At 72.0% G+C, this 12952-nt stretch carries 15 protein-coding genes; 7 read left to right on the plus strand and 8 right to left on the minus strand.

Annotated features, from left to right (window positions below):
• Positions 1-6: 6 nt before the first annotated feature.
• The 5 genes from ACFWJO_RS04160 to ACFWJO_RS04180 all read right to left on the minus strand — a co-directional run bounded on the left by ACFWJO_RS04160 (position 7) and on the right by ACFWJO_RS04180 (position 5856).
• Complete coding sequence (locus ACFWJO_RS04160) at positions 7-1620, minus strand: LuxR C-terminal-related transcriptional regulator (protein ID WP_386863268.1); 1614 nt, start codon at positions 1618-1620, stop codon at positions 7-9.
• A 108-nt stretch (positions 1621-1728) separates the two neighbouring features.
• Positions 1729-3102 (minus strand): FAD-dependent oxidoreductase, encoded by a 1374-nt coding sequence (locus tag ACFWJO_RS04165; protein ID WP_386863269.1) that lies wholly within the window; start codon positions 3100-3102, stop codon positions 1729-1731.
• Positions 3103-3300: 198 nt separating this feature from the next.
• Positions 3301-4089, minus strand: coding sequence for an ABC transporter permease (locus ACFWJO_RS04170; protein WP_386863270.1), 789 nt, complete (start codon positions 4087-4089; stop codon positions 3301-3303).
• Positions 4086-5141 (minus strand): ATP-binding cassette domain-containing protein, encoded by a 1056-nt coding sequence (locus tag ACFWJO_RS04175; protein ID WP_386863271.1) that lies wholly within the window; start codon positions 5139-5141, stop codon positions 4086-4088. The genes ACFWJO_RS04170 and ACFWJO_RS04175 overlap by 4 nt, the downstream gene beginning before the upstream one ends.
• Before the next feature lie 34 nt (positions 5142-5175).
• Complete coding sequence (locus tag ACFWJO_RS04180) at positions 5176-5856, minus strand: DUF4097 family beta strand repeat-containing protein (RefSeq protein ID WP_386863272.1); 681 nt, start codon at positions 5854-5856, stop codon at positions 5176-5178.
• A 247-nt stretch (positions 5857-6103) separates the two neighbouring features.
• Between ACFWJO_RS04180 and ACFWJO_RS04185 the strand changes: the two genes are divergently transcribed.
• Positions 6104-6913 carry a helix-turn-helix domain-containing protein gene (locus tag ACFWJO_RS04185; RefSeq protein ID WP_386863273.1) on the plus strand — a complete coding sequence of 270 codons (810 nt, stop codon included), beginning with the start codon at positions 6104-6106 and terminating at the stop codon, positions 6911-6913.
• On the opposite strand, the gene ACFWJO_RS04190 is transcribed toward ACFWJO_RS04185, so the two are convergent.
• The 3 genes from ACFWJO_RS04190 to ACFWJO_RS04200 are packed head-to-tail and all read right to left on the minus strand — an operon-like array spanning position 6910 to position 8581.
• Entirely contained in the window at positions 6910-7458 is a 549-nt protein-coding gene (locus tag ACFWJO_RS04190; protein WP_386863274.1) for a GNAT family N-acetyltransferase, read from the minus strand. The two genes, ACFWJO_RS04185 and ACFWJO_RS04190, sit on opposite strands and share 4 nt — an antisense overlap.
• A gap of 35 nt (positions 7459-7493) precedes the next feature.
• Entirely contained in the window at positions 7494-7766 is a 273-nt protein-coding gene (locus ACFWJO_RS04195) for a DUF397 domain-containing protein (RefSeq protein WP_386863275.1), read from the minus strand.
• Complete coding sequence (locus ACFWJO_RS04200; RefSeq protein WP_386863276.1) at positions 7748-8581, minus strand: Scr1 family TA system antitoxin-like transcriptional regulator; 834 nt, start codon at positions 8579-8581, stop codon at positions 7748-7750. The genes ACFWJO_RS04195 and ACFWJO_RS04200 overlap by 19 nt, the downstream gene beginning before the upstream one ends.
• 117 nt (positions 8582-8698) lie before the next feature.
• Between ACFWJO_RS04200 and ACFWJO_RS04205 the strand changes: the two genes are divergently transcribed.
• The 6 genes from ACFWJO_RS04205 (at position 8699) to ACFWJO_RS04230 (ending at position 12905) form a co-directional block, all read left to right on the plus strand.
• The gene (locus ACFWJO_RS04205; RefSeq protein ID WP_384415515.1) at positions 8699-8932 is read left to right on the plus strand and encodes a hypothetical protein; all 234 of its coding nucleotides are present in this window, start codon (positions 8699-8701) and stop codon (positions 8930-8932) included.
• On the plus strand, positions 8929-9144 hold the full coding sequence (locus tag ACFWJO_RS04210) for a hypothetical protein (RefSeq protein ID WP_384415517.1): 216 nt from the start codon (positions 8929-8931) through the stop codon (positions 9142-9144). Before ACFWJO_RS04205 ends, ACFWJO_RS04210 begins: the two co-directional genes overlap by 4 nt.
• A gap of 191 nt (positions 9145-9335) precedes the next feature.
• Positions 9336-10634 (plus strand): S8 family serine peptidase, encoded by a 1299-nt coding sequence (locus ACFWJO_RS04215; RefSeq protein ID WP_386863277.1) that lies wholly within the window; start codon positions 9336-9338, stop codon positions 10632-10634.
• 78 nt (positions 10635-10712) lie between these two features.
• A complete protein-coding gene (gene recO / locus ACFWJO_RS04220) occupies positions 10713-11462 on the plus strand; it encodes a DNA repair protein RecO (RefSeq protein WP_384415523.1) in 750 nt (249 codons plus the stop codon).
• A gap of 13 nt (positions 11463-11475) precedes the next feature.
• Entirely contained in the window at positions 11476-12300 is an 825-nt protein-coding gene (locus ACFWJO_RS04225) for an isoprenyl transferase (protein ID WP_384415526.1), read from the plus strand.
• Positions 12297-12905, plus strand: coding sequence for a hypothetical protein (locus tag ACFWJO_RS04230; RefSeq protein WP_386863278.1), 609 nt, complete (start codon positions 12297-12299; stop codon positions 12903-12905). Before ACFWJO_RS04225 ends, ACFWJO_RS04230 begins: the two co-directional genes overlap by 4 nt.
• The last annotated feature ends 47 nt before the right edge of the window (positions 12906-12952 follow it).

Consider the following 12952-nt stretch of genomic DNA (forward strand, 5'->3'; position numbering starts at 1 on the left):
GACGGCCTAGGCCAGGCCGTTGGCGTACGCGTACGCCGTCGCCGCCGTACGGGACGAGACGGCCAGCTTGGCGAAGATGCTGTGCAGGTGGCGGGCGACCGTGTGCTCGCTGATCACCAGCTCCCGGGCCACGTCCCGGTCGCTCGCGCCCGAGGCCACGAGCCGCAGGACCTCCGCCTCGCGCACCGACAGCCCGCCGGGCAGCCGCCGCGGCGGCCGGCCGGCCAGCAGGGCGGCGGCGCGGCGGGAGTCCGGTACGGCGCCGAGGCGGTCGAAGGCCGCGCGGGCGGCGAGCAGACCGAGGCGGGCCGCCTCCTCGTCCCCGGCCGCGCGGTCGGCCGCCGCGAGCAGCATCCGCACCTGCGCCGCCTCGTACGGCACGCGCAGCCGGAGCCAGAGCGACAGGGCACGCCGCAGCGGCGCGGGCGCGAGCGTGACGGAGCCGCGGGCGGTCGCCGCCATCGCGGAGAGCAGCGGCACGTCGGGGGAGGCGAGCCGTTCGAGCCCGGTGGCGGCTTCGGCGGCCGCGGCCGGGTCACCGAGCGCGAGGCTCGTCTCGGTCAGCGCGGCGAGCAGCCGGGCCCGGCCCAGCAGGTCGTGCGCCGGGTCGGACTGGCAGTCGAGCGCGAGCCGCAGCCCCGCGAGCGCGGTGTCCGCGCGCCCCTGCGCGAGCCGCAGCAGCGCGAGCCCCGGCTGCGGCACCCGGCCCAGTTCGTACGCCCTGCCGTACGACCGCGCCGCCTCCTCCAGGCGCCCCTGCCGCCGCTGGATCTCCCCGGCCGCGTACGAGGCGGCCGCCGCCGTGTCCAGCGAGTCGACGAACACCTCCTGGCACACCAGCCGCGCCGCCTCCTCCGCCCGCGCCCACTCCCCGAGCAGGTCGAGCACCTCGACGTGGTGGATGCGGCACAGGCCGCGGAAGGGGTTGCCGGGGGCCGCGCACCAGGCCATCGCCGCGTCCGTCCACGCGACCGCGCGGCGCAGGTCCGCGGCCGACATGCACCGGGTGAGGGCCAGGCTGTAGAGCCGGCCGGTGAACAGGCCGCTCAGTTCGCCCGCCGTCACCGAGGCCATCGCTTCGTCGAGGAGGGCGAAGGCCTCCGCGCGCCGGCCCTGGGCGAGGAGGACGGAGGCCTCCGCGTGGCGGCTGAGGGCGAGGAGGTCGGGGCTGCCGGAGCGCAGGGCGAGGCGGGTCATGCGGTGGGCGGCGGCGAGGGCCGCGGCCGGGTCGTGGTGCCCGTCGGCCTCCTCCGTGTCCGTCCAGGCGAGGAAGCACTGCTCGGGGCAGTCGGGCCGGCCCTCCAGCTGGTGCCGGGCGCGATGCAGCCAGCCCGCGGCGGCGGCCGGCCGGCCGAGGCGGCGGTACTCGAAGGACAGCCACCACGCGGTGAGCCCGGCGCCGCGCCAGTCGCCCTCGGCCACGTACGCCGCGTGCGCCCGCAGCCGGGCCGCGACGGACTCCTCGACCCGGCCCGACCACCACGCGGAGTCCGCGAGCACGTCGAGGTCACCGGGGGTCAGCGCGCCGGCGGGATGCCGGTCGGCCTCGTGCAGGAGCCGGTACGCACCGGCCCAGTCCTCGCGGGCCGCCGCGCTCCTGGCCCGCTCCAGAACGGCCATGACGGCTCCTTCCCGGCCCTTTCAGAATAGGACCGGGAGGGAACCGCGGCTGGCCGGACGGCCGCCGGGCCGGTACGGGACCGGCGCGAGGCCGGCACCGGGCGGGTGTCAGGCGAGTTCGACGCCGCTCGCGCGCAGCATGTCCTCGCGCTCGACGATCTTCACGCGCTCGCGGCCCTGCGGCTCGCCCAGCGCCTTCTCGGCGGCGTCGAGCGCGTACCAGCCCTCCCACGTCGTGTACGTGATGCCCTTGCCCTCCAGGAAGGACACGACCGCGTCCTCCTCCGGGGTCTCGGGCGTGAGCAGCCGGCCGTTGGCGAAGTCGTCCAGCAGGTTGGCCACGGTCTCGTTCGCGTCGCCCTTGGTGTGGCCGATGAGGCCGACCGGGCCGCGCCGGATCCAGCCGGTGACGTAGGTGGAGGCCATGTGCTCGCCGCCCTCCTCGATCACCCGGCCGCCCTCGTCCGGGACGGTGCCGCTGACGGTGTCCCACGGCAGCTTGGGCAGCTCGTCGGAGAGGTAGCCGACGGCGCGGTAGACGGCCTGGACGTCCCAGTCGGTGGTCTGGCCCGTGCCCTTGACGTTGCCGGTGCCGTCCAGCTCGGTGCGCTCGGTGCGCAGGCCGACGACCTTGCCGTCCTCACCGAGGATCTCGACCGGGGACTCGAAGAAGTGCAGGAAGAGCTTGTGCGGGCGGTCGCCGACGTCGCGGATCGCCCAGTTCTCCAGGGTCTTGGCGACCATGTCGGTCTGCTTGTTCTTGCGCCGCTCGGCGATCGAGCCCTCGTCGTAGTCGATGTCCTCGGGGTTGACGATGACCTCGATGTTGGGGGAGTGGTCCAGCTCGCGCAGCTCCATGGGGCTGAACTTGGCCTGCGCCGGGCCGCGGCGGCCGAAGACGTGGATCTCCACAGCCTTGTTGGCCTTGAGGCCCTCGTAGACGTTCGGCGGGATCTCGGTCGGCAGCAGCTCGTCGGCGGTCTTGGCGAGGATGCGGGCGATGTCGAGGGCCACGTTGCCCACGCCGAGGACGGCGACCTTCTCGGCGGACAGGTCCCAGGTGCGCGGGACGTCGGGGTGGCCGTCGTACCAGGAGGCGAAGTCGGCGGCGCCGAGGGAGCCGTCGAGCTCGACACCGGGGATGCGCAGCTCGCGGTCGAACATGGCGCCGGTGGAGAAGACCACCGCGTCGTAGAAGGAGCGCAGGTCGTCGAGGTGCACGTCGGTGCCGTAGTTCACGTTGCCGAAGAGACGGACCTGCGGCTTGTCGAGGACCTGGTGGAGGGCGGTGATGATGCCCTTGATCCGCGGGTGGTCGGGCGCCACGCCGTAGCGGATGAGGCCGAACGGGGCCGGCATCCGCTCGAAGAGGTCGATGGACACACCCGGTTCGGCGGCGGCCTCGGACTTCAGCAGCGCATCAGCGGCGTAGATCCCGGCGGGGCCGGCGCCGACGATCGCGACCCGGAGGGGGCGGGGCATGACTGGTTTCCCTTCGCAAGCGACGTGGCGGCGAAGGCGCCGCCACTTAGGTCACCCTAAATAATCCTGATCGCGGAGGAGTACCCGCCCCCGGTCTATGGCCCCATAAGACGGACTTATGGCTTCCATAAGTCCGTCTCGGAGGTCGGTGCGCACGTTCCGTGCTCGCGGGCTGCCGCGGACGGCTCGTCCCGGCTGTCACTTCTGGTCGTCGAACTTCGACGTCGACCAGAGGTAGCCGAGTACCGCGAGGCCCACGCACCAGGCGGCGGCGAGCCAGCCGTTGTGGCCGATTTCGGTGCCGAGGAGCAGTCCGCGCAGGGTTTCGATGGCGGGGGTGAAGGGCTGGTACTGGGCGATGGGCTGGAACCAGCCCGGCATGGCGTCGACCGGGACGAACGCGCTGGAGATCAGCGGCAGGAAGATCAGGGGCATCGCGTTGTTGCTGGCGGCCTCGGCGTTCGGGCTGACGAGGCCCATGCCGACGGCGATCCAGGTGAGGGCGAGGGCGAAGAGCACGAGGAGTCCGAAGGCGGCGAGCCATTCGACGGCGGTGGCGTCGGTGGAGCGGAAGCCGATGGCGAAGCCGACGGCGCCGACCAGGACGACGCTGGCCACGGACTGCAGGACGCTGCCGACGACGTGTCCGACGAGGACGGAGCCGCGGTGGATGGCCATGGTGCGGAAGCGGGCGATGATGCCCTCGGTCATGTCGTTGGCGACGGAGACCGCGGTGCCGATGGTGGTGCTGCCGATGGTCATCAGCAGCAGGCCGGGGACGAGGTAGGCGATGTAGTCGGCGCGGTCGGCGCCGCTGCCGCCGATGCCGGCGCTCATGGTGTCGCCGAAGACGTAGACGAACAGCAGCAACAGCATGATCGGTGTGAGCAGCAGGTTCAGCGTGAGCGAGGGATAGCGCCGGGCGTGCAGCAGGTTGCGGCGGAGCATCGTGGACGAGTCGCGCACGGCGAGGGACAGGGAACTCATCGGACAACCTCCGTGGACGGGCCGGATTGGGCGGACTGGTGGGACTGGGGTGACTGTCCGGGCTGGCCGGGCTGGCCGGGCTGGCCGGGCTGGTCGGACTGGTTCGGGATGTGGGTGCCGGCGGCGCCGCCGCCGGTCAGGGCGAAGAACACGTCGTCGAGGTCGGGCGTGTGGACGGTCAGCTCGTCGGCCTCGACGCCGGCCGAGTCCAGCCGGGCGAGCACGCCGGCCAGCGCGCGCTGGCTGCCGTCGCTCGGGAGCTGGAGGGTGAGGGACTCGTCGTCGCGGGCGGCGTCGGTCAGGGCCGCGACGGCCCTCGTGTACGCGACCGGGTCGGTGAAGCGGAGGCGGACGTGCCCGCCCGGGACGAGCCGCTTCAGCTCCTCCGCCGTGCCCTCGGCGGCGATCCTCCCGTCGTTGAGGACCGCGATGCGGTCGGCGAGCTCGTCGGCCTCCGCCAGGTACTGCGTGGTGAGGAAGACGGTCACGCCGTCCGTCACGAGCTCCCTGATGATCCGCCACATGTTGTGCCGGGAACGCGGGTCGAGACCGGTGGTCGGCTCGTCGAGGAAGATGATCCGCGGATCGCCGACCAGCGTCATCGCGATGTCGAGGCGCCGCTTCATGCCGCCCGAGTACGTCGACGCGGGCTTCTTCGCCGCCTCGGTCAGGTCGAAGCGCTCCAGCAGCTCCGCGGTCACCCGCCGCCCCTCCCGCTTCGGCAGGTGGTGCAGGTCCGCCATGAGCCACATGTTCTCCTCGCCGGTGATCAGACCGTCGACGGCGGAGAACTGACCCGTGACACCGATCGCCGCACGCACCGCCTGCGGATCGGCGGCGAGTTCGTGACCGCCGACGGCGATCCGGCCGCTGCCGGGCCCGGGCGCGACGAGGGTGGAGAGGATCTTGACGGCGGTGGTCTTGCCGGCGCCGTTCGGGCCGAGCAGGGAGAAGATCGTGCCTTCCGGGACGGCCAGGTCGATGCCGTCGAGCACGGTCTTGTCGCCGTAGGACTTGCGCAGTGCGGTCGCCGAGATGGCCAGGGCGGTCATGGGTGCTCCTTGTGTCGCGCGGCGGCGGTACGGGTCAGAGGCTGCGGGCGGTGATGTCGCCGTAGGAGGTGGTGGCGTGGATGGCGAGGGCGGCGTGGGGGCCTTCGGTGTTGGTGAGGCTGTTGTGGATGCGGCCGTAGGAGGTGCCGGCGTCGAGGGTGGCGGAGGTGCCGGGGGCGGTGGCGATGGTGATGTCGCCCTTCTGGGTGCTGAGGGTGACGGTGCCGCGGTCGGCCTCGGTGACGCGGATGTCGCCGCGCTGGGTGCTGATCCGGGCGGGGCCGTTGAGGCGGCCGACGGTGATGTCGCCGTCCTGGAGGGTGGCGTGGAGGCTGGTGGCCTCGTCGATCTTGACGGGGCCCTGGGCGGCGGTGACGGTGACGTCGCCGAGGCGTCCGACGCCGCGGAGGTCGGCGGCGGCGCCGTGGGCTTCGACGCGGGAGCCGGTGGGCAGCTGGACGGTGATCTCGACGGAGCCGGAGGGGCCGAAGAGCTGGTTCTTCGCCGGCGGGGCGGTGATGGCCAGGACGCCGTCGGTGTAGTCGATCCGGATGTCCTCGGCGGCCTTGATGTCGCGGCTCTTGGCGGGGTTGGCGGGCAGGACCTCGACGGTGGCGTCGGTGCGGTCGGCGGCGATGAGGCGGATGTGGCCGGCGGGGATGTCGAGGACGGCGGAGAGGGCGGTGGTGGTGGCCGGGGTGGCGAACTTCTGCATGGTGGGTTCCTTGGTCTCGGGGGTGTTCCCGTTGTCGCTGTCGGGGTTTCCGACATGGGAAAAGCTACGTTGCCTTCACTCATCCGGCAACAGGCTTGTTGCGCATCAACCCATTAATCGCAGGTCAGGACAGGGAAATCGTTGCAACGGGTTTGCGAGTAACGCAACGTCAGCCTCATAGCTCGTTGCAATGGAGTGAAGGTGAACGCTATAGTGGGGCAGACCACGCACCCTGAAGGAGGCCGCGATGCCCGGAGGCAGGCTCACCCAGCCCGAACGTCAGCAGATCGCCCTCGGACTGGCCGACGGACTCGCCTACGCGGAGATCGCCCGGCGCCTCGACCGCCCGACGTCCACCGTCACCCGTGAGGTCATGCGCAACGGCGGCCCCGCCGGCTACCGCGCCGACCTCGCCCACCGCGCCACCGAACACCGCGCCCAGCGCCGCAAGCAGACGTCACCGCGCGGCACCGGAGCCGGGGCCGGCCCCGCCGCGCACGAGGAGGCCTACGGCAGGGACGTCGAGGCCGTGCGCGCGTACGAGGAGATGTTCACGACCGTCCTCATGCAGTCGGGCATGCCCAAGATGATGGCCAGGGTCATGGCCTCCATCACCATCAGCGACGAGGGCAGCCTCACCGCGCCCGAGCTGGTGCAGCGCCTCCAGGTGAGCCCCGCCTCGGTGTCCAAGGCCGTCGCGTTCCTGGAGAGCCAGGGCCTCGTGCGCCGCGACCGCGCGGAGGGCCGCCGGGAGCGCTACATCGTCGACGACGACGTCTGGTACGAGTCGGTCATGGCCAGCGCCCGCGCCACCGCCCACGTCACCGAGACCGCGCGGCAGGGCGTCGTCGTCCTCGGCCGTGACACCCCCGCCGGCATCCGCCTGGAGAACATCGCCCGCTTCGCCGACTTCGTCTCCGAGAGCATCACCCGCGCCGCCCAGCAGGCCCGCGCCATCCTGACCAGCAAGCCCCAGACCGCGGACCTCACGGCCGCCTTCGACGAGGCCCGGGCGGAGGCGTCGGCGGAGGAGCCGCCCGGGGGAGGGGCCTCCTAACCCTGGCCCTGGCTCCGCGTGAGCTCCCAGACCCGGAACTCGCCCTCGTCCTCCCGCAGCGGCGCCAGCTCGGTGAAGCCGAGCTTCGCCGGGACGGCGGCGCTCGCGTGGTTCTCCGGCATGTGCAGGACCAGCAGCCGCTGGACGCCGGGCAGCCGGAACCCCTCGCCGACGAGGGCCCGCGCGGCCCGGGCGGCCAGACCCCGACCGGTGGCGGCGGGGTGGAGCCAGTAACCGATCTCGTACGCGTCGTCGGGCGTCTCCTCGCGCCGGTGCAGACTGCACGCGCCGACCATCGCCCCGTCGAGCACGATGACGTACGTGAACTCCGCGCCCTCCGCCCACCTTTCGGCCCGCCGCGAGAGGTAGTGGGCCGTCCACTCCGGGCTGTGGTCCTCGGCCCAGTCCATCCACGGCCGCAGGTGCTCGACGGACTCGTCGACGAGCTGGTGCAGCTCGGGCAGGTCGGCGGGGTGCTCGGGACGACGGAGGGCGAGGCGGTCGTCGACCTCGATCGTGGGGCGGGGGTACGTCGTGTCCGTCATGAGTCGCGCCCCAGGAAGATCATGAGGTACCCCCGTCACCCCTTGACGCCGGCCACGAACGCGGCCCAGGCGGCGGCGGGGACGACGAGCGCGGGGCCGTCGGGGACCTTGCTGTCACGGACGGGGACGACACCGGGGATGTTGTCGAGGACTTCGAGGCAGTTGCCGCCTTCGCCGTTGCTGTAGGAGCTCTTGCGCCAGGCGGTGGCGCCGGCGAAGTCGTAGGTGACTTCGACGCAGTCGCCGCCCTGGCTGTTGCTGTGGGAGCTCTTGAACCAGTGGGCGTTGGTCAGGTCGTACTTGCGCATCGTCTGAAGTCCTCCGCCGCCGACTCGATCAGGGCCAGGGACGCCTCCGGCGACAAGGCGGCGACCCTGAGCAGATCGTAGGCGCGCTGGGCGCGCTTCACCACAGCCGGATCTTCGACGAGCGTTCCCGAAAACGATGTCTCCGTATACGCCGTTGGCGGCTGATCGATGAACTCCATGAGTCGGAGCGAGCCGTCCATGGAGGCGTGCGCTCCCGTAGTGCGCGGCAGCACCGTCACCAGCACCCACCGTTGCCGGATCAGTGTCGCGATGTGCTCCAGTTGTGCGGCCATGGCCGCCGGGCCGCCCACGGGGGCGCGTACGGCGTTCTCGTGCAAGGTGACCCAATACTCGGGCCTTGTGGCGTCCTTGAGGATCGCCTGCCGTTTGATCCGAGAGGTGACCTTTTCTTCGACGTACTCCTCCGTCGCGAACGGATTTGCCGCCAGCGTCACCGTCCGCGCGTACTCCGGCGTCTGCAGCAGTCCCGGCACCACCGTCGGCGCGAACTCGCAGATCTTCGTCGCCACGGCCTCCAGCTCCGCCGCCGCGTTGAAGTATTCCGCGTACGGCGACTTGTCGATCAGCTTCCGCCAGGTCCGTTCGAAAATACCGCCGGTTTGTAGGACCTCGTCGAATCTCTGGGCCAGCTCCAGCTGCGGCTTCCTGATTCCCTGCTCGAACAGGCCGATGTACGCCCCCGAGACGAACACCCGTGCCCCCAGCTCGTTCTGTGAGAGCCCCGCCGCCTCCCGGCGTTCCTTCAGGAGCTCTCCGAAGAACTCCCACACTTCTTCCCGCTTGGCTTTGGCCATGGATTAACTCCCGAACCCCACACCGCACTTGTAGCCCCAGCGCGTCTGCCGATTCTACGGATCCGCCACCACCCTGGATGCGGAAAGCGGGAAATGGATTCGGAAAGGAGCGCGTTGGTGAAGGAAGACAGCATGCGGCCGACGGAAACTGAAGAGGTGCGGGAGGCGGTGAGGGAATTGCGCGACGCGCTCGGACGGGCCGGAATCACGCTTCCCTCGCTCGGGCTCGACGCCGTGACTCTCGCCGCCGATCCTCCCCGGCCGCTGATCGAGCTCGGGCGCTGTACGGCGGCCACGGCACGGCTGCTCGCCGCCGCGCTCACGCCCATGGACGAAGGGGGACGCGAATGAAACCGCCCATCGGCGCGTACGTCGTCGACATCCGCACCGGCAAGGTCGGCACCGTGATGGGGCACGAGGGTCCCTACCTCCAGGTCCGGCCGATCGGCGGCGGGCGCGAGTGGGACTGCGAGCCGGACGGCGTCCGGGTCGCGACCGCCGCCGAGCGGCTGCGCGCCGCCACCGCGCACGCGAACGCGCGCAGCCGGGGCGAGGTGCCGTGACGGCGTGCGGGGCTCCGGCCCGGTGAAGACGGCCCGGCCCGGTCGGGTGGGGTGTCGTCGTCCCCCGGCCTGTTAGTCCATCCGCCTCTCCTGCGCTGCAGACGCTTCGCCGTCCCGGTTACGTGGTCGCCGCGAACCCCGTTCGGTCGGTTCGCAGTTCGTTGACCACGAAAGCAATCGAGGTGTTCGGCATGGTGAGACCGGTGTATCGGCTGGTGGCGGTGTCCGCGGCGGCGGGAGCGCTGCTGGCGGGGGGACTCTCCGGGGCGGGGGTGACGGAGGCGCGGGCGGCCCAGCCCGAGGGGCGGTACGTGATCTTGCTGGAGGACTCGGCGCGCGACCGGCTCGAAGCGGTCATCCGGCAGCACGGCCGGGCCTACGGGGTGCAGGCGGGGCTGCGGTACCGGGACGCGCTCGTCGGGTACTCGGCCGTGGTCCCGGAGTCCCGGGTCGCCGAGCTGCGCGCGGCCGAGGGCGTGCGGACGGTGGCCGTCGACGCGCCCGTACGCGCCACCCAGCAGGTGCTGCCGGCCGGTGTGGACCGGATCCAGGCCGACGTGAGCACCACGGCCGCCGGGAACGGGACGGGTGACGTCGACACCGCGGTGGCGGTCCTCGACACCGGGATCGACGACCGGCACCCCGACCTCAACGTGGCCGGCGGGTTCAACTGCATGGATCCCTCGCGGCCCGGTGCGTGGCGGGACAACAACGGCCACGGCACCCATGTGGCCGGCACGGTCGCCGCCAGGGACAACGGCGACGACGTCGTCGGGGTCGTGCCCGGCGCCCGGCTGTACGCGGTGAAGGTCCTCGGCGCCAGCGGCGGCGGATTCACCTCCACCATTGTCTGCGGGCTCGACTGGCTGGTGCGGAACGCCGTCCCGCTCGGCATCAAGGTCGCGAACATGAGCCTCGGCGGCGACGGCGCCGACGACGGCAACTGTGGCTTCAGCAACGACGACCCCGAGCACCAGGCGATCTGCCGCGTGAACGTCGCCGGCGTCACGGTCGTGGTCGCGGCCGGCAACGACACCGACGACCTCGCCGACCACACCCCGGCGGCCTTCGACGAGGTCCTCACCGTGACCGCGATGGCCGACTTCGACGGGCAGCCCGGCGGCGGCGCCGCCGCGACCTGCCGGACGAGCAACCGGGACGACACCGCGGCGAACTTCTCCAACTTCGCCGTGAGCACCGCTGACGCCGCCCACACCATCGCCGGTCCGGGCGTGTGCGTCCGGTCCACGCGCCGGAGTACCGGAACGACGGTCTACTCCGGCACCTCCATGGCCTCACCGCACGTGGCCGGCGCGGCCGCGCTGTGCCTCGCCGCCGGGCGGTGCGCGGACCCGTCCCCGGCCGCCGTGGCCGCGCAGCTCCTCGCCGACGCCGCCGCCCAGCCCGCCTCGTACGGCTTCGCGGGTGACCCGAACGCACCGGTCAGCGGGCGCCACTACGGCCACCTCGTCCACGCCGGCGGCTACTGAGCCGCTTCGGGCGCGCGGGGAGCCCCCGGGTACCGGGTACCCGCCCGGGGCTCCCTCGCCGTACGGGACAATGACTCCATGAGTCTGTTCCGCGACGACGGCATCGTGCTGCGCACCCAGAAGCTGGGTGAAGCGGACCGCATCATCACGCTGCTCACGCGCGGTCACGGACGCGTACGCGCCGTCGCGCGCGGCGTGCGCCGGACGAAGTCGAAGTTCGGGGCGCGACTCGAACCGTTCTCGCACGTGGACGTGCAGTTCTTCGCCCGCGGGAGTGAGCTGGTCGGGCGCGGGCTCCCGCTGTGCACGCAGAGCGAGACCATCGCCGCGTACGGCAGCGGCATCGTCACCGACTACGCCCGGTACACGGCGGGCACCGCGATGCTGGAGACGGCGGAACGGTTCACCGACCACGAGGGCGAGCCGGCCGTACAGCAGTACCTGCTGCTCGTGGGCGGCCTGCGCACCCTCGCCCGCGGCGAGCACGCCCCGCACCTCATCCTCGACGCCTTCCTGCTCCGCTCGCTCGCCGTCAACGGCTACGCGCCCAGCTTCGAAGACTGCGCCAAATGCGGACTTCACGGGCCGAACCGCTTCTTTTCGGTCGCAGCGGGCGGAGTGATCTGCGCGGACTGCCGGGTGCCCGGAAGCGTCGTACCCTCTGCGGAGGCCGTAGGCCTGCTCAGCGCGCTGCTCACCGGCGACTGGGAGACGGCGGACGCGGCCGAGCCGCGTCACGTCAGGGAGGGCAGCGGACTGGTGTCCGCCTATCTGCACTGGCACCTGGAGCGCGGGCTGCGCTCGCTGCGGTACGTAGAGAAGAGCTAGGAGAGACCACGCCATGGCCATCGCACGACTCCTCGGGCGCCAGCGACGGGAGTACAGGACCCCCGAGCCGCACCCCTCCGGGGCCCGCCCGCCGAAGCTCCAGCCCGAGCTCGTGCCCGAGCACGTCGCGATCGTCATGGACGGCAACGGCCGCTGGGCCAAGGAGCGCGGCCTGCCGCGCACCGAGGGCCACAAGGTCGGCGCCGAGCAGGTGCTCGACGTGCTCCAGGGCGCGATCGAGATGGGCGTCGGCTCGATCTCGCTGTACGCCTTCTCCACGGAGAACTGGAAGCGCTCGCCCGAGGAGGTGCGCTTCCTGATGAACTTCAACCGGGACTTCATCCGCAAGACCCGCGACCAGCTCGACGAGCTCGGCGTCCGGGTGCGCTGGGTGGGCCGCATGCCCAAGCTGTGGAAGTCGGTGGCCAAGGAGCTCCAGGTCGCCCAGGAGCAGACCAAGGACAACACCAAGCTCACGCTGTACTTCTGCATGAACTACGGCGGGCGGGCCGAGCTCACCGACGCGGCGCAGGCGCTGGCCGAGGACGTGAAGGCGGGCAGGCTCGACCCGGCGAAGATCACCGAGAAGACGATCCAGAAGTACCTCTACTACCCGGACATGCCGGACGTGGACCTCTTCCTGCGGCCGAGCGGCGAGCAGCGCACGTCGAACTACCTGATCTGGCAGAGCGCGTACGCCGAGATGGTCTTCCAGGACGTCCTGTGGCCCGACTTCGACCGCCGCGACCTGTGGCGCGCGTGCGTGGAGTACGCGCAGCGCGACCGCCGGTTCGGGGGCGTGGACCCGGCGGACCTCGCGGTCCTCGACAAGGCGTGAGACCGGACGCGGCGGGCGCCGGGCCGACGGAGCCCGCCGAGCCGCTCTTCGAGCTGGCCGTCGGATCGGCCGCCGGAAGGGCCGTCGAGCTGGTCTACACGCCGACGCTCGCCGACGTGGCGGACGCCATGCGCGTTGCGATGCGTCGCGGTGATTTCCGGCAGCTGCGGTGGGCGCTGCCGCCCACGGCCGCCCTGGCGCTCTTCGTGGCCGGCTGGGACCGGTTCGGGTACGGCGTGATGGGGCCGGCGTTCCAGACCGTCCTGGCGGGGCTCGGGCTGTTCGCCGGCCTCTTGTGGCCGCTCGCGCCCTGGGTCTCCGCGCTTCGGGTTTGGCCGGCGGTCGTCCGGCGAGGGGGCTTCCGGACCCGGGTCGACGGGGACGGGGTGACCTGTGAGTCGGATGCCGGGACGCCGAGCGGCGGCGCCGAGGCCGCCGGTGTGGAGCCGTACTGCGACGCGTACGTCGAGACGGCCAGGCAGTTCGTCCTGTTTCCGTCGGAGCGGCCGGACGTCTGGGTCGCGCTGCCCAAGCGCGGCGTCTCCGACCCCGCCGACGTCGACCGGCTCCGGGCCCTGCTGGACCGGAACCTCACCCGCCTCTGAGCGCGCGAGAGGGCCCGCACCGAACGATGTCGGTGCGGGCCCTCTCG

The organism is Streptomyces sp. NPDC127092 (assembly GCF_042722475.1).
Taxonomy (GTDB): Bacteria; Actinomycetota; Actinomycetes; order Streptomycetales; family Streptomycetaceae; genus Streptomyces.